Origin of the sequence: Nocardia vinacea (assembly GCF_035920345.1) — a bacterium.
Taxonomy (GTDB): domain Bacteria; phylum Actinomycetota; class Actinomycetes; order Mycobacteriales; family Mycobacteriaceae; genus Nocardia; species Nocardia vinacea_A.
In genome coordinates this window covers 4,381,462-4,397,086 of the sequence record NZ_CP109149.1, presented here as the reverse complement: position 1 = coordinate 4,397,086, position 15,625 = coordinate 4,381,462, and the positions used below count along the sequence as shown (strand labels likewise).

The window sequence follows — 15,625 nt, the reverse complement described above, 5'->3', positions numbered from 1 at the left end:
CGGCTACTTTTTTACATTCCATTGAGATTGTGCGCGCGGCCGCTCATTGATTTTCGGCGAGGGCTCGGGTATAGCTCGGGCGAAATCGACGAGGCGCAGCACGTTTCGATGCTGAATCCGCTGCGGCAGAGAGAGTTTCGAGGCCGGACATCCACCATACCTCCCGCTCGGCGGCTGTCGGCAGCTCTCCAGCGATGTCGAAGGAATGTAAAAGACTGGCTGGAGGTGGTTTGCGACTGGCTGCTCTGCCGGAATCGGATATCGTGAATTCGTACGGCTACCCGCCGAATCCGCCCTCATATCAACCTGCACCAGAGCCGGTGCGGGTGCCGGAGGCTGCTGGCGAGGGGCGGTTGATGCTGCCCGCGACCGCGGATGTGCTGCTGGCGCCGGCCGCCGCTTTCGGCTTGGTGTGGGGGCTGTTCCAGTTCACTCCGCGCGATTTGGTGTTTCTTCCGATGTTCCTCGGGTGCGCGCTGATGGTGTCGTTCGTCAATCACGTGATCGGCACGATGTTGTTTCGCGGCAGTGTCGGCAAGTTGTTGCTCGGTGCAGGATCGGATGAGGGCTTGCCACGGGTCAGTGAAGTGCTTTGGGAACTGGTGGGCATGCTCGATCAGATCGATGCGGACGATCCTGCCGAGCAGGTCCTGATGGCGCGAGGCGCCCAGGCGGCACGGCGCTCGATCACTGTCCACAGTGCGCTGATCGATACCGATCGCGCCATCCGGAATCTGCGATCGCTGGCCGAGGCACATGTTCATACTCGCCGACGCGTGACCGGTGGCCGCGATCGCCATGCCCGAATACCGATCTCAGCTGGCTGGGCACGACGTGGCCGTGGTGGAGGCAAACATCGAGAGAAGGCTGCGCCATCAGTGCATTCTCGTGGGCTCGATGTGTGCGTCGTCGGGATACGCACGAATAACTGGAATCGAAGGCACTTCGGATTTAAGCCCTTCGGGGAACAGGCCCTCGAGCAAAGACCCCCACACAGAGCAGTCCCCGGTAGTCTCCATCGAACTCCATGAGTTTCAGTCGTCGCTGACAGCTCCGGTATTCGACTGGCTTGCCGGGGGCCTGGCCAGATCCTCGAAAGTGTCTCCCATGCCTTTGGACGTCTCCGCCGACAGTTCGGCACTTCCGATTTTCTGGTGTAAACCTTTATTTTCCTCCTATTTTTGTCGCCAGTCAATAGCCGGGCACCCTTAGACCAGACTCGAGTTCAGGGCGGCAGTACGCTGCTGGATGTGCCGCGGCTGCTGATCATTCATCACACTCCGTCACCGCATATGCAGGCGATGTTCGAGGCGGTTGTCTCGGGAGCGACGGATCCGGAGATCGAGGGGGTGGAGGTCGAGCGCAGGGCTGCTCTCGCGGTCACCGCGAGCGATGTGTTGGCCGCTGATGGTTATCTGCTCGGTAGCCCGGCGAATCTGGGCTATATGTCCGGCGCGCTCAAGCATGCGTTCGACACGTTCTACTACCCGTGCCTCGATTCGACGCGCGGTCGGCCGTTCGGCTTCTATCTGCACGGCAATGAAGGCACCGAGGGGGCCGAACGGGGTGTGCGCAGCGTGACCACCGGACTCGGCTGGGAGCAGGTTGCCGCGCCGGTCATCGTGATGGGCGCGCCCGGTAAGGAGGAGATCCAGCAGTGCTGGGAACTCGGCGCGACCGTTGCGGCGCAGCTCATGGGGTAATGCGCGTCCCCCGAATTTTGGTGTCTGACCGGTATCCGGCGGATCCGGGCATACTACGAGGCGACGTTGTAGCGGCGGGGATGTGACGAGTTTGCTCGGGAACGGAGTATCGAGGTGATGTGGGCCGAAGGGGGCGAAACAGCACCGCGCCGGATCGGGCTGGTCGAAGACCACGAATCGGTGGCGATCGGGCTTGCCGCGATGCTGGCGCCGGAACCCGATCTCGATCTGGTGCTGACGGCAGGGACCGTGCCGGAACTGTTTGCGGCGGCGGCGCATAGCGCCCCGCTGGATCTGGTCGTTCTCGATCTGCGACTGGCCGACGGATCCTCGCCCGAAGACAATGTGCGCGCGCTGCGCAACCGCGGCGTCGAGGTCCTCGTATTCACCGGCGCGGATAACGCGTTCCTGGTGCGCGCCGCGGCGAAGGCCGGTGTGCTCGGCGTGGTGCGCAAATCCGAGGATGTGCCGACGGTGGTCGCGGCGGTGCGCCGCGCCGCCTCGGGTGAGCAGGTGGTGACCACCGACTGGGCCGCCGCCATCGACGGCGATCCGCAACTGTCCGACGTTGGTCTGAGCCCGCGCCAGGAAGAGGTACTCACCCTCTATGCCTCCGGTGAGAAGGCCTCCCGCGTCGCGCGGCTGACGGGTCTGTCCGAACAGACCGTCAACGATTATCTGGGGCGCATCCGGCAGAAGTACGCCGATGCGGGTCGTCCGGCTCCCACCAAGACCGACCTCTACAAGCGGGCGGTAGAGGACGGATGGCTACCGGTTCCCGAGCGGCATCCCCGCGGATGACCGCGTCCAGCGCGCTGGACACCTCAATAACCACTGCGAGCTCCGCCGACCCGTTCCGGGCGAGTCGGTGGCGCCGTGGGCGGACCGCGGTGTCCAGGGAGAAGATTATCGAGGCGGCCTCGGATCGCATCCTGCGCCGGATGGGCCTGGCCGTCGGAATCGCCGGTGTGATCGGCGCGATCGTCGAATTACCCGATATCGCCGACCAGGCGAAATTCGTCTCCGGCCCGTGGGCGAGTCTGGTGGTCGGGTTGGCGCTGGGCTGGTTCCCGGTGCTCGCGGTCGTCTCGTTCACCATGGGCCGCAGGGCGATTCGTGTGGTGGCCGGTTCGGCCGCGGTGAGTTATCTTGCGGCACTTACGACCATGCCGTTCATCTATGCCGTGCCGTTGAACGACACCACGTCGGTGTGGATGTATCGGGTGCTCGCGCTCGGCGTGCTGGCGGCCGTATTGGCCTGGCGTCCGGCGCTGGCCACCGGCTATCTCCTGGTCGGTGCGGCTACCGCGGCACTGGCGAACCGGTATGTGTTGCCCGATGCGACGGTCTGGTCGCTGATCGGCGATTTCGCCAGGGCCGCCGGCCTCTGCGCGCTGTTCCTGTGGTGCTGCGTCTACGCACTCGCGGCGGCTGCGCGGGTGGACCGGGAATCGGTGATCGCGAGCCGCCGCGCGGCCGCCGTGGCCGGGGCTGCGGCACGGGATCGCGAGCGCGCCCGCTTCGCCGCATTGATCCACGACGCGGTGCTGTCGACCCTGCTCGACGCCTCGCGGGCGGGCGCCGAATCGCCGGTGCTGCGTAGTCAGGCCGAACGCACGCTCGAACAACTCGACGAATGTCGCGGCACCAATACCGAACCCGACCGACTGGACGCGCAATCGGCGATCGGCTTCCTGCGCTCGGCTATCTACGAGGTGAATCCGGGTATCCGATTCACCGCGCGCCGCTGGGCCGGACTCGATGACCTGCGCCTGCCGGTGCACGCGGCGGGCACCATCGCCGCCGCCCTGGCCGAGGCGGCGCGGAATAGTCTGCGCCACGCCACCGTTGCGGGCCGCACCGTGCAGCGCACCGTCACGGTGACGATCAGTGCGGGCGGTATCCGTGTCGTATTCCGTGACGACGGCGCGGGTTTCGATCTGGACCGAGTGCCCGCCGATCGGCTCGGCGTCTCGGTCAGCATCCTCGGCCGGATGCGTCAACTGGCTGGTGGCGCCGGATTCGTGGAATCCCAACCCGGGGAGGGGACCACGGTGACCTTGGTCTGGGGTGGCGATGGCTGATACCGATAACGAATTCGGCCTGCGCGATCTGCTCGGACTGCGGGACCGCTCGGCCTGGCTCTTCCTGGTCATCTTCGAGGCCACGATCCTGCTGTATATGGTGCGCAATTTCGCCGAATCGCCGCTGCTGCTGGCCGCGACCGCGCTGGTGTTGGTGGCCGGTGCCGGAGTGCTGGTCCTGGTGATCCCGGTCGATCCGTTGCCGCTGCCCGCCGCCATCGCGGTGGCTGCGGCCGGCCCGATCGCGGCGGCGCTGACCACCGTGGGTATCGACCACGGCATGTCCACGCAGGTCTGGACGGCATTCGCTGCGTCCTATGTGCTCGCGGTGCTGGTGGTCCGCGGCCGGTTGGGTGCGGCGTGGTGCGGTGTCGCGGGCATCGCGGCGGTGATCGCGGTGGTCGGTGCGACGAACGGCCTGCGGGTGGTGGTCGGATCCATCGTGCCGATCGCCACGGTGGCCGGGGTCTCGATCGGTGCGGCGGTCATGCGGCCGATGCAGCGCTCGCTGCGGCTGCTGCGCGAGGAGGCGACTATGCGCGCGGCCGCCGAGGCGACCATGGCCGCGCAGAACGGCGAACGGGATCGGCAGCTGGCTCGGCTCGACAAGGTGGCCCGGCCGATCCTGGAACGCATCGCCGACGGCGCCGAACTCACCGCGGGCGAACGCGAAGAGTGCAGACTGCTGGAGGCCGAACTCCGGGACGGTCTGCGCGCACCGCAATTGGTGACCGACGAACTGAGCAGTGCCGCGCGCGGCGCGCGTTCGCGCGGGGTCGAGGTGGTGTTGCTCGACGACGGTGGATTCGCCGGGGTGCCGAAATGGGTGCGCCAGCAGGTGATCGAATCGGCGACCCGGGAATTGGATGCCGCCAATGCCGGTTCGGTGACCGTGCGGGTATTGCCGATGGGTCGACGGGTGTTGGCCACGGTCCTCGCGAACGCACCGGATCGAGATCGGCGCACCGAGATCGATACCGCGGGTGCGGTCAGCGTTTCGACGTAGCCGTCACGAGTTGCCACCGGGCTGATCGGTACCGTGCCCGGTCGGGCACCTGATGTCTGTGTTCGCCGGTAGGACGGCTCAACCTGTCGGTGCGGCATGGCATTGTTCGGTCCATGCGGAAGATGAGTGCGGTGGCCGCGCGTCGGACGGTGCTGGCCGCGCAGGGTTTCGGGCGGCGCAAACCGGCCGCGCCGACCCGGCGGACGATCCTTGACGTGCTCGGCAGAACCCAACTGCTGCAACTGGATTCGGTATCGGCGGTGGTGCGCGCGCACTACGCGCCGGTCTTCAGCCGGATCGGCGGTTACGACCGAACGGTGCTGGACGATGCCGCCTGGAGCAATGGTGTGCGCCGCCCGCGGCGGCTGGTCGAATACTGGGCACACGAGGCCGCACTGATCCCGGTCGAGGACTGGCCGCTCATGCGCTGGCGGATGCGGAAATACGAACACGGGCGCTGGAGCGGCATGCAGCGGGCGACCGAACGCAATCCCACCCTCGGCAAGGACATCCTCGACGTCATCACCGAGGTCGGTGCCGCCACCGCCGGTGAAGTGGAGCGCCACCTCGAGCTGGACAAGCCGCGTCCCAAGGGCTCGTGGTGGAATCTTAGCGACACCAAGATGATCTGCGAGGCGCTGTTCGCGGCAGGTGCACTCTCGGTCGACAAGCGGGTCGGGTTCACCCGCCACTACGACCTGGCCGAACGAGTGATCCCGCCGGAGATCTTGGCGCGCAACGTATCCGAGGCCGAGGCGGTACGGGAATTGGTGCTGCGCGCGGCCACCGCCCTCGGCGTCGCGACCGAGACCGACCTGCGCGACTACTACCGCCTGCACCGCTCACAAACCGAACCGGCCATCGCGGAGTTGGTCGATGCGGGGGAGTTGGAACCGGTCGAGGTGGCGGGTTGGGGTAAACCCGCCTATCTGCGCGCCGGTGCCTCGACACCGCGCCGGATCGAGGGCGCGGCCTTGCTGTGCCCCTTCGATCCGCTCATCTTCTTCCGGACCCGCACCGAGCGGATCTTCGACTTCCACTACCGGATCGAGATCTACACACCGGAACCCAAACGGGTGCACGGGTATTACGTATTTCCGTTCCTCCTGAACGGACAACTCGTGGGCCGCGTCGACCTACGTGCCGAGCGTGCGTCAGGCAGGCTGCTGGTGCCGGGTGCATTCGCCGAGCCGGGCCACAGCACTCCCGAGACGGCGCGGGCACTCACCGACGCGCTGCGTGAGATGGCCGACTGGCTCGAACTCGACGAGGTGGTGATCGGCGATCGCGGCGATCTCGCATCGCTGTTGTGAACTGCTCAGGCCGATTTCGGCTCCCGCGCGGTCTGCGATCACAGGTAACCGTTGAGCGTGTCATCGTGGGCTGCGGGAAACCGGTACTCCGGCGCGCGGCGATAGTCCAGGCTGAGGGCCGGTCGGTCCAACCGCCGCGACAGCTCGCTGACCAGGCCGCGATGGGTCCCCGGGGGCAGCCGACATAGCCGCTGCCGTGCAGGAAGTAGAGCACGGGACGGCCCGGTTCAGGCGTCACGCCAACCCATTCGCCCCGCAACCTGCCCCGGGGTCCGGTCACATCGATCGCCATGTGCGGCAACGTTCGTACAAATCCAGCGGTGCAGGCCAACAGCAGCACGGCGCGAGCGAGCAGCGCACCGGCTCGAACCGGTAGCAGCGGCGAAAGCAGTTGCGGACCGCGGACGACAACCTTGGCTGCCTGGCTCAGCCCGCGCCCGGCGAGCGACGGACGGCGGGCGTGATCGACGTTGACCATGGTCCGATTGAATCAGTCAGCGGGTATGCTTGCAATAGTTAGCGGTACCCGAAGTAACCCCCAAGTCAGATGTCGCGCTTGGGTCCGTATCCGCGCATCTGGTCGCGCACCGCACCGCTGACGGCATTCGACAGCCACGAGTTCAGCGAGACCCCGCTGGCCGCGGCGGCTTCCTCGGCCTTGGCCTTCAATTGCTCCACCATCCGCAGGGTGACTCGGCTGATATCGCCGGTCATCTCCTCGAACGTCGGATGCTCGTTTTCCGCCGCGGGATTCTTTCGGACATCGACGGTCGCATCGGTGCCATCCACCGAGACGTGAACTGTGCGGTCGCCGAGCTCTGCGCTGACCTCTGCGGCGAGGTCCGATAGCGCCGCGAGCAGCGCCAATCGTGCCGAACTCTCTGTCGCGGCGGCCAGGGCGGCGGCGGTGGCCTGGGTCTTTTCGTCACCGAGTGCGGCGGCCGCGATGAGGTCCTCGCGTAGCTGGGCGGTGTATTTGTTCAAATCCATGACATCAGTGTGACGCCATTCTTGGCGTCATTCAAGGATGGGTTTGACATCATGATCGGGTACTGGGAGGTGAATCACTCGCCGTGGCAGGCCGTTCGGCGATGAGGGTGTCGAGGCTGTTCCCGGGAGCGGGTAGCCTTTCTGACCATGACGAACGGTAAATCGACGCCTACGGAGCTGCGCGCGTCCGGCACAGTAGGTGTCGCGATGGTGACTCCCTTCGGTGCCGACGGCAAGCTCAACGTCGATGCCGGGGTCGCACTCGCGGCCCGCCTGGTCGACCGCGGCGTCGATTTGCTGGCGATTTCCGGTACCACCGGGGAATCGCCGACCACCACCGAATCGGAGAAGGCGGATCTACTGCGCGCCGTCGTCGATGCCGTCGGCGCTCGCGCCACCGTGATCGCGGGCGCGGGCACCTATGACACCGCGCATTCGATCGAACTGGCCCGCAATGCCCAGCGTGCGGGCGCGCACGGCCTGCTCGTGGTGACCCCGTACTACTCCCGGCCCAGCCAGGACGGCCTGATCGCGCATTTCACCGCCGTCGCAGATGCCACCGACCTGCCGGTCACCCTGTACGACATTCCGCCGCGCTCGGTGGTTCCCATTGCCAGCGACACCATTCGCAAACTCGCCGAACATCCGCGTATCGTCGCGGTCAAGGATGCCAAGGGGGATCTGAACGCGGGCGCGGATCTCATCGCGAATACCGATCTGGCCTTCTACTCCGGTGATGACGCGCTGAACCTGCCGTGGCTGTCAGTCGGCGCGACCGGATTCATCAGTGTCATCGGACATCTCGTGCCCGAGCGGCTGCGCGCCCTGCTCGAGGCCTACACCGCGGGTGAGGTGGTGCGCGCCCGCGAGATCAATGCGGGCATGCTGCCGTTGAACGCGGCGATGTCGCGACTTGGTGGCGTCGCGATGTGCAAGGGCGGGCTGCGACTGCTCGGTGTGGATGCCGGTGAGCCGCGCCTGCCGCAATTGATGCCGACCACCGAACAACTCGATGCCCTCGCCGCCGACCTCCGGCTGGCAGGGGTGCTGTCATGAGGAGTGAGCGAATCAGAATCATCACATTGTCAGACATGATCGAACCGACCAGTAGTGAGGTGCAGTCATGACTGAAGCAGCAGGCCGTCGCCCCCGCCGGACCGCGGCCCGGCCCGCGGGCGCACCGGAACCCGCCGCGCAGCGTCCACCGGCCGGCACCGAAAAGTCCGATCGGACAGCGCAATCCGACGTCGGTGAGCTAGCACAGTCCGATACCGCGTCCAGACAGACCGCGCCGGAGCAGGCCCCAGCGAAGAAGGCCGCGGTGAAGACCCCAGCCGAGCAGCCCCGCAAACCGGCGCGCGGCCGTCAGCAGCGCGGACGCGGACGCGGTGAGCAACCCGTGGCGGCTCCCGTCGAGCGGGCAACAGCCGACCGACTCGGTACCCCGCCGAAGCTGCCCAAGAACGGTCTGCGCGTCTTCGCTCTCGGCGGCATCGGCGAAATCGGCCGCAATATGACCGTTTTCGAATACGGCGGCAAACTGCTCATCGTCGACTGCGGCGTGCTGTTCCCGGAGGATCAGCAGCCCGGCGTCGACCTGATCCTGCCCGACTTCCGGCCCATCGAGGACCGGATGGACGATGTCGAAGCCATCGTGCTCACCCACGGCCACGAGGACCACATCGGCGCGGTGCCGTTCCTGCTGCGCCTGCGGGCCGATATCCCGGTCGTCGGTTCGAAATTCACCCTCGCGCTGGTGGCCGCGAAATGCCGCGAGCACCGGCAGCGTCCCAAGCTCGTCGAGGTGATCGAGGGCCAGCACACCACGCACGGCCCGTTCGGGTGCGAGTACTTCGCGGTCAACCACTCGATTCCCGATGCCATTGCCGTCGCCATCCGCACGCCCGCCGGTGTCGTGCTGCACACCGGCGATATCAAACTCGATCAGCTGCCCCTGGACGGTCGCCTCACCGATCTGGCCGGTTTCTCCCGCCTCGGTGACGAGGGGGTCGATCTGTTCCTGGTGGACTCCACCAATGCCGAGGTGCCGGGCTTCGTCACGCCGGAACGTGAAATCGGCGGCGTTCTGGATACGGTGATCGGCAAGGCCAGGCATCGGGTGATCGTCGCCTCGTTCGCCAGCCATGTGCATCGCATCCAGCAGGTGGTCGATGTCGCCCAGAAGTACGGGCGGCGAGTGTGTTTCGTCGGTCGCTCGATGGTGCGCAATATGGAGATCGCGCAGGAATTGGGCTACCTGACGGTACCCGATGGGGTAGTGGTCGATCTCGATGTCGCCGCGACCCTGCCGGGCGATCGGCTGGTGCTCATCTCGACCGGCTCGCAGGGCGAACCGCTGTCGGCGCTGTCGCGGATGGCGCGCGGTGAACACCGCCAGATCAATATTCGCGCCGACGATCTCGTGGTGCTGGCCTCCTCGCTGATTCCGGGCAATGAGAATTCGGTATTCGCGGTGGTGAACGGTCTGTCGCGGCTCGGCGCCACAGTCATCACTCAGCAGAATGCGAAGGTGCACGTCTCCGGACACGCGTCCGCGGGCGAATTGCTGTACCTGTACAACGCGGTGCGGCCCACCAATGCCATGCCCGTGCACGGCGAATGGCGGCATCTGCGCGCCAATGCCGCGCTGGCCGTGGCGACCGGTGTGGCGGAGGATCGGGTGGTGCTCGCCGAGGACGGCGTGGTGGTGGACCTGGTCGACGGGATCGCCTCGATCGTGGGACGCGTGCCGGTCGGACATGTGTATGTCGACGGACTCTCGGTCGGTGATGTCGGTGAATCGACGCTCTCGGATCGGCTGGTCCTCGGTGAGGGCGGGTTCATCTCGATCACCCTCGCGGTCGACTCGACCACCGGTAAGGCGGTCAGCACGCCCGAGGTCAGCGGACGCGGGTTCTCCGATGATCCGACCGCACTCATCGATGCCGCGGAGCTCGTCGAGGCCGAACTGCTGCGACTGGCCGGTGAGGGCGTCACTGAGACCCACCGCATCGCACAAAGTGTGCGGCGGGTGGTCGGCCGCTGGGTGGCCGAAACCTACCGCCGCCGCCCGATGATCGTGCCGACGGTCATCGGCGTCTGATACCTACGTCCGTTCGGAGTCGGACTGCCGCGCCGACTCCGCATCCGATATGTTCGGCAGATGACCATGGCGCAACGGGAACGTCGGGCACTGGCGGACATCATGTCCGCGGCGGGGCCGGACGCGCCCACGCTGTGCGGCAGCTGGACGGTGCGAGATCTGGCCGCGCACTTGGTAGTTCGGGAACGCCGCCCGGATGCGTCCCCCGGCATCATGCTGAAGCCGCTCGCCGGATATCTGGAGTCGGTACAGGCCGAGGCGGCGCGGCGGCCCTTCCCGGAACTGCTGGCGGATGTGCGCTCCGGCCCGCCGTGGTGGTCGCCGCTCAAACCGTTGGATGCCGTCGTCAATCTGACCGAAATGTTTGTCCATCACGAGGATGTGCGTCGCGGCGAACCCGGCTGGGAGCCGCGTGACCTGCCCGCTGCCGATGAGGACAAGCTGTGGTCGACGCTGCGTCGCATGGGCCGCATGGCCTACCGCAAAGCGCCGGTCACCGTCGAACTGGCCACCCCCGACGGCAGGCGCGCCGTGGTGCATACGAAGTCCGGAACGGCGCAGGTGACGCTGACCGGCAAGCCCTCGGAACTGCTGCTGCATGCCTTCGGCCGCGATGAGGTCCGGATCGAAACCGCAGGTGATCCGGCCGATGTGCGGTCCGTTCTCGAGGTGGACCGGTCAGTGTAATCCGGTCCGTGGCTGTGCTCGCTCAGTCGACACGCCAAACGCGATGGCTGATTCGCGACGACTGGTTTGGTGCGCCCATGGGTAACTCGTCGGGTACGCCCAAAAGCCGCCTAGCACTTCACATGCGGCCCGGTACAAGATCGCCGAGGCACTTACGACCGGCAGAAGGTCCGGGGAGGCGGGACAGTTACGTGTGTGGTTGATGGTCTGGATGGGGCGTTTGCGGCTAGCCTGATGCCATGGCAGGTAAGTCCCGCAGCTCCACGACCACTCGTGCGCGGGCGGGATCGGCCCGGGGGAGGACCACGGCGGCATCTCGTTCGGGCCAGGCTCGCGCCACCGCTCAACGCCGCTCGTCCACACCGCGCACCCGCACTACACGGGCGCGCCGCCCGGTCCGCCGCAAGTCCGATACCGCACCGCTCGCGGTCATCAGCCGCGGTATAAGCAGCGGCTGGAATATGCTCGCGCGCGGACTCGGCGCCACCACCAGGGCCGTGAGTCGGGCGGGCGAAATCGAACACGGGCATCGTCGCGACGGCATCGCGCTGGCCCTCATCGCCCTCAGCGCGGTGATCGCGGCGGCGGTATGGCTCTCGGCGGGCGGGCCGATCGGGCACTGGGTCGAGGAGGCGATTCGCGCGGTCTCCGGATCGGCATCGGCCGGATTGCCGTTCGTGGCTACCGGAATCGCCGTTGTCCTGATGCGGACCGAGGCACGTCCGGAGATCCGGCCGCGGCTGGTACTCGGCGGATTGCTGATCGGATTGCCGGCCCTGGGCCTGTGGCATATCGCGGCCGGATCGCCGACCGATGCGCATGGGCGTTCGCGCGCAGCAGGTTTCGTCGGATTCGTGGTCGGCGGACCGCTCACCAACGGTCTCACCGCCTGGCTTTCGGTGCCGATTCTGTTGCTGGCCATCGTTTTCGGGGTGCTGCTGGTAACCGGAACCACTGTGCGTGAGGTACCACAGCGGTTGCGCGAGTACTTCGGCACCGGCAGCGGCGGTGACGAATACGGTGACTACGATGGCGAATCCGATTTCGATCCGGCCAACTACGATGCCGACGGGTTTCCGCTGCATCGCAATACCAAGTCGAAGCGGCGCGGTCGCACCCCGGAGGAGAACTACCCGCCCGATGAATTCGGAGGCTCCGATGCGGTCACCGAGATCATCGGCGAACCGCCACTGCGCGATGCGAAACCGATTGCGGCAGAGGCGGCGCCCGAAGAAAAGCCCAAGCCGAAGAAGCGCGCCCCGATCAAGGCCGAGGACCAGACCCCGCCGCCGCCGAAGCAGCTGGAATTCATCCCCGACCGCGAGGTCGAGGGTGACTACACCCTCCCACCACTGACACTGCTCACCGACGGCGATCCGCCCAAGAAGCGTAGTGCCGCCAATGAATCGATGATCGAGGCGATCACCGAGGTGCTGGTGCAGTTCAAGATCGACGCGGCGGTCACCGGTTTCGTGCGCGGTCCGACGGTCACCCGCTACGAGGTGGAACTCGGTCCGGGTGTGAAGGTCGAGAAGATCACCGCGCTGGCCCGCAATATCGCCTATGCCGTTGCCACCGAGAATGTTCGGCTGCTGGCCCCGATTCCGGGTAAGTCCGCCGTTGGTATCGAGGTCCCCAACGCCGATCGTGAACTGGTGCGCCTGGCCGATGTGCTCAAGGCACCCTCGACCCGAAATGACCACCACCCATTGGTGATCGGGCTCGGCAAGAATATCGAGGGCGATTTCGTCTCGGCGAATCTCGCGAAAATGCCGCATCTGCTGGTCGCCGGTTCGACCGGTTCAGGTAAGTCGAGCTTCGTGAACTCGATGCTGGTATCGCTGCTGTCGCGCTCGACTCCGGACGAGGTCCGGATGATCCTCATCGACCCCAAGATGGTGGAACTCACACCATACGAGGGCATTCCGCACCTCATCACCCCCATCATCACCCAGCCGAAGAAGGCCGCCGCCGCGCTGGCCTGGCTGGTGGAGGAGATGGAACAGCGCTACCAGGACATGCAGGCCAATAAGGTGCGCCACATCGACGACTTCAACAAGAAGGTCAAGTCGGGTGCCATTACCGCACCGCTGGGGAGTGAGCGGGTCTATCGGCCCTATCCCTACATTCTCGCCATCGTCGACGAGCTCGCCGATCTCATGATGACCGCGCCGCGCGATGTCGAGGACGCGATCGTGCGCATCACCCAAAAGGCTCGCGCCGCAGGCATTCACTTGGTGCTCGCGACGCAGCGTCCTTCGGTGGACGTGGTCACCGGTCTGATCAAGACCAATGTGCCGTCCCGACTGGCCTTCGCCACTTCGTCACTGACGGATTCGCGAGTCATCCTGGATCAGCCCGGCGCGGAGAAGCTGATCGGCATGGGTGACGGACTGTTCCTGCCGATGGGCGCGAACAAGCCGACCCGGCTGCAGGGCGCGTTCATCTCCGATGAGGAGATCCACGGGGTCGTCGACTTCAGCAAGAACCAGGCCGAACCGGAGTACCAGGAGGGCGTCACCGCCGCCAAGGCCGGTGAGAAGAAGGACGTCGATCCTGACATCGGCGACGATCTGGACGTCTTCATCCAGGCTGTGGAACTGGTCGTCACTTCACAATTCGGCTCGACCTCCATGCTGCAGCGCAAGCTGCGCGTCGGCTTCGCCAAGGCCGGTCGCCTGATGGATCTGATGGAAACCCGCGGTGTCGTCGGCCCCAGCGAGGGGTCGAAGGCACGCGATGTGCTCATCAAGCCCGATGAGCTCGAGGGGCTGCTGTGGACGATCCGCGGCGGCGGGGACGCGGAGCCCGACAGCCCGGAGGAGTGAAAACGCTTCGGCGGCAAATATTCTCACCGTCGGTGGGCGGTCGCGGCGTCGGTAGAGTGGTTCGGCGTGGTGATCTGCGGAATCAGAGTGTCGCATGATGGTGGGGTCGCGGTTGTCGAGGACGACCGGCTGGTATTCGGCATCGAGCTGGAGAAGCTGGACAACGGCAGGCGCCACCACCCGCTGGGCGATCTCGAGCAGGTCGCCGCGATATTGCGGTCGGAGGGATTGACGCCCGCTGATATCGACCGGTTCGTGGTGGATGGTTCTGTGCAGGAGACGGATTCGACCGAGCCCGCGCGCATTGCGACGCTGGCCGGCGGCCGTCCGGTCGAACTCACGATCGCGCCGTATCAGGATCGGCCCGGACGCACCATACCGCTGGCACGGCACCGTTTTCGTGGTCACGGATTCGGTTCCGCCGCCGATGAATACGTCAGCTATCACCATGTGGACCAGCACATCATGGGCGGGTACTGCGCGAGTCCGTTCGCGGCGCGTGGGGAGGATGCGCTCGTCCTGGTGGGGGACGGTGGCGATGCCAGACGGCTCTACCATGTCGTGGCGGTGGCACGAAAGATCCGTTCGGTCGCCACGTTCCGGGCCGATTCGAACGAGCGGTTGGCGCTGAGTTCGCTTGTACGCCAGAATGCTTCGTTGCCATCGAAACTCGTGGTAACCGGGGAAAGCGCCCTTGATATCAAGTGGAACTCGCAGCTGCAGGGGATTGTCGAGGAGATCTGGATTCCGCCCTTTCCCGACGACTCCGGCGCCGCCATCGGTGCAGCGTGCTGCGAGATGTTCCGGAAGGGGCGCAGTCCGGCGCTGCGATGGGGTGTGTACTCCGGTCCACGAGTCAGGGTATGTGGGGTGCCGGACAACTGGCGCAGACAGCTCTGCGACGAGCGGGGGGTGGCGGAGTTGCTGCACCGGAAAGGCGAGCCGGTAGTGGTGCTTTCGGGTCGCGCGGAGATCGGGCCGCGTGCCCTCGGCAACCGCAGCATCCTCGCTCCCGCGACGGATTCGGCTATGCGGGGCCGGCTCAACGGCATCAAGCACCGGGCCGCCCGCCGGTCGGTGGCGGCAGTGTGCCTGGCGGAACGAGCGACGGAGGTGCTCGGGCCCGGTGGCAGCGATCCGTACCTGACCTTCGAGCACCGCATCAGCACGGAGTGGACCAACCGTATTCCAGCCGTGCAGGTGGACGGTACCGCGCGGGTGCAGACCATCGATGCCGCGGCAAAGAGCCCGACGGCGCGGATTCTGGCGGCATACGAGGCCATCAGCGGCATACCGGTGTTGTGCAACACGAGTGCGAATTCCGAAGGGTGCGGGTTCTTTCCGGATGTGGCCGCCGCGGCCCGCTGGGGTGGCGCGCGCTACATCTGGTCCGACGGGTATCTGTATACGGATCAGGCACGGGCACGGCAAACTAACCGCGAACGCGGGTCGGCTCCGCGAGACTGGGGCCACACGAGTGTGATGTGGTAGCTCATCGTGGAGTCGAACCACGCGGCAGGGCCTTATGAGAGCCCCGGGGCGAACCTGCATGAGCCTGGGTCGGTGTGCGCTGGAGTGCCAGGATTCGAACCTGAAATCGACGGGGTCAGAGCCCATCATGTTGCCGTTTACACCACACTCCATCGGTGCGCTCGGAAGGATTCGAACCTTCATCCGCCTGCTTCGTAAACAGGTGCTCCGTCCGTTGAGCTACGAGCGCTGATCCACGCAAACCGCGCGGACTGGTTCCCTCGGCGAGATTCGAACTCGCATCAACCGAATTCTAAGTCCGGTGCCTCTGCCAATTGGGCTACGAGGGAATGGTTTTGGTACCCGTGGGTGGCATCGAATCTCCGACCTGCGCCGTCGGAGGACACCGCTAGCGACTGCTTGCAGGTCGCTCGAAAGGGT

General features: G+C 66.0%; 13 protein-coding genes and 3 tRNA genes. 11 read left to right on the top strand and 5 right to left on the bottom strand.

Annotated features, from left to right (window positions below; all coding sequences use genetic code 11):
• The first annotated feature begins 230 nt into the window (after positions 1-230).
• The 6 genes from OIE68_RS20340 to OIE68_RS20315 all read left to right on the top strand — a co-directional run bounded on the left by OIE68_RS20340 (position 231) and on the right by OIE68_RS20315 (position 6,106).
• Positions 231-1,031 (top strand): hypothetical protein, encoded by an 801-nt coding sequence (locus OIE68_RS20340; protein WP_327100943.1) that lies wholly within the window; start codon positions 231-233, stop codon positions 1,029-1,031.
• 219 nt (positions 1,032-1,250) lie between these two features.
• A complete protein-coding gene (locus OIE68_RS20335; protein ID WP_157124579.1) occupies positions 1,251-1,703 on the top strand; it encodes a flavodoxin family protein in 453 nt (150 codons plus the stop codon).
• Between the two features lie 117 nt (positions 1,704-1,820).
• On the top strand, positions 1,821-2,504 hold the full coding sequence (locus tag OIE68_RS20330; protein ID WP_327101729.1) for a response regulator transcription factor: 684 nt from the start codon (positions 1,821-1,823) through the stop codon (positions 2,502-2,504).
• 89 nt (positions 2,505-2,593) lie between these two features.
• Positions 2,594-3,787 carry an ATP-binding protein gene (locus OIE68_RS20325; RefSeq protein ID WP_327100942.1) on the top strand — a complete coding sequence of 398 codons (1,194 nt, stop codon included), beginning with the start codon at positions 2,594-2,596 and terminating at the stop codon, positions 3,785-3,787.
• The gene (locus tag OIE68_RS20320; RefSeq protein ID WP_327100941.1) at positions 3,780-4,793 is read left to right on the top strand and encodes a hypothetical protein; all 1,014 of its coding nucleotides are present in this window, start codon (positions 3,780-3,782) and stop codon (positions 4,791-4,793) included. The genes OIE68_RS20325 and OIE68_RS20320 overlap by 8 nt, the downstream gene beginning before the upstream one ends.
• A 113-nt stretch (positions 4,794-4,906) precedes the next feature.
• Positions 4,907-6,106: a winged helix-turn-helix domain-containing protein gene (locus OIE68_RS20315; RefSeq protein WP_327100940.1), complete on the top strand. Its 1,200-nt coding sequence runs from the start codon at positions 4,907-4,909 to the stop codon at positions 6,104-6,106.
• 38 nt (positions 6,107-6,144) lie between these two features.
• Here OIE68_RS20315 and OIE68_RS47115 read toward each other — a convergent pair whose 3' ends face one another.
• Together OIE68_RS47115 and OIE68_RS20305 are read right to left on the bottom strand one after the other, a co-directional pair.
• Positions 6,145-6,237, bottom strand: a complete 93-nt coding sequence (locus OIE68_RS47115) for an alpha/beta hydrolase fold domain-containing protein (RefSeq protein WP_419150720.1) — start codon at positions 6,235-6,237, stop codon at positions 6,145-6,147.
• Between the two features lie 412 nt (positions 6,238-6,649).
• Complete coding sequence (locus OIE68_RS20305) at positions 6,650-7,096, bottom strand: toxin-antitoxin system HicB family antitoxin (protein ID WP_327100939.1); 447 nt, start codon at positions 7,094-7,096, stop codon at positions 6,650-6,652.
• Positions 7,097-7,243: 147 nt separating this feature from the next.
• On the opposite strand from OIE68_RS20305, the gene dapA reads away from it, so the two are divergent.
• The 5 genes from dapA to OIE68_RS20280 all read left to right on the top strand — a co-directional run bounded on the left by dapA (position 7,244) and on the right by OIE68_RS20280 (position 15,205).
• A complete protein-coding gene (gene dapA / locus OIE68_RS20300) occupies positions 7,244-8,152 on the top strand; it encodes a 4-hydroxy-tetrahydrodipicolinate synthase (RefSeq protein ID WP_327100938.1) in 909 nt (302 codons plus the stop codon).
• Between the two features lie 67 nt (positions 8,153-8,219).
• On the top strand, positions 8,220-10,199 hold the full coding sequence (locus OIE68_RS20295) for a ribonuclease J (protein ID WP_327100937.1): 1,980 nt from the start codon (positions 8,220-8,222) through the stop codon (positions 10,197-10,199).
• A gap of 60 nt (positions 10,200-10,259) precedes the next feature.
• Positions 10,260-10,886: a TIGR03085 family metal-binding protein gene (locus OIE68_RS20290; RefSeq protein WP_327100936.1), complete on the top strand. Its 627-nt coding sequence runs from the start codon at positions 10,260-10,262 to the stop codon at positions 10,884-10,886.
• Positions 10,887-11,125: 239 nt separating this feature from the next.
• Complete coding sequence (locus OIE68_RS20285; protein ID WP_327100935.1) at positions 11,126-13,714, top strand: DNA translocase FtsK; 2,589 nt, start codon at positions 11,126-11,128, stop codon at positions 13,712-13,714.
• Positions 13,715-13,780: 66 nt separating this feature from the next.
• Entirely contained in the window at positions 13,781-15,205 is a 1,425-nt protein-coding gene (locus OIE68_RS20280) for a carbamoyltransferase N-terminal domain-containing protein (RefSeq protein WP_327100934.1), read from the top strand.
• Positions 15,206-15,284: 79 nt separating this feature from the next.
• On the opposite strand, the gene OIE68_RS20275 is transcribed toward OIE68_RS20280, so the two are convergent.
• From OIE68_RS20275 to OIE68_RS20265, 3 genes are all read right to left on the bottom strand, one after another.
• Positions 15,285-15,357: transfer RNA gene (locus OIE68_RS20275), tRNA-Gln, on the bottom strand.
• Between the two features lie 4 nt (positions 15,358-15,361).
• Positions 15,362-15,434 (bottom strand) — tRNA-Arg (locus tag OIE68_RS20270).
• A gap of 23 nt (positions 15,435-15,457) precedes the next feature.
• Positions 15,458-15,534 (bottom strand) — tRNA-Leu (locus tag OIE68_RS20265).
• Positions 15,535-15,625: the final 91 nt, after the last annotated feature.

Coding starts and splice junctions, on each gene's coding strand:
- OIE68_RS20330 (WP_327101729.1), top strand. CDS start 1,821: ATGTGGGCCGAAGGGGGCGAAACAGCACCGCGCCGGATCGGGCTGGTC.
- OIE68_RS20320 (WP_327100941.1), top strand. CDS start 3,780: ATGGCTGATACCGATAACGAATTCGGCCTGCGCGATCTGCTCGGACTG.
- OIE68_RS20315 (WP_327100940.1), top strand. CDS start 4,907: ATGCGGAAGATGAGTGCGGTGGCCGCGCGTCGGACGGTGCTGGCCGCG.
- OIE68_RS20305 (WP_327100939.1), bottom strand. CDS start 7,096: ATGGATTTGAACAAATACACCGCCCAGCTACGCGAGGACCTCATCGCG.
- dapA (WP_327100938.1), top strand. CDS start 7,244: ATGACGAACGGTAAATCGACGCCTACGGAGCTGCGCGCGTCCGGCACA.
- OIE68_RS20295 (WP_327100937.1), top strand. CDS start 8,220: ATGACTGAAGCAGCAGGCCGTCGCCCCCGCCGGACCGCGGCCCGGCCC.
- OIE68_RS20290 (WP_327100936.1), top strand. CDS start 10,260: ATGACCATGGCGCAACGGGAACGTCGGGCACTGGCGGACATCATGTCC.
- OIE68_RS20285 (WP_327100935.1), top strand. CDS start 11,126: ATGGCAGGTAAGTCCCGCAGCTCCACGACCACTCGTGCGCGGGCGGGA.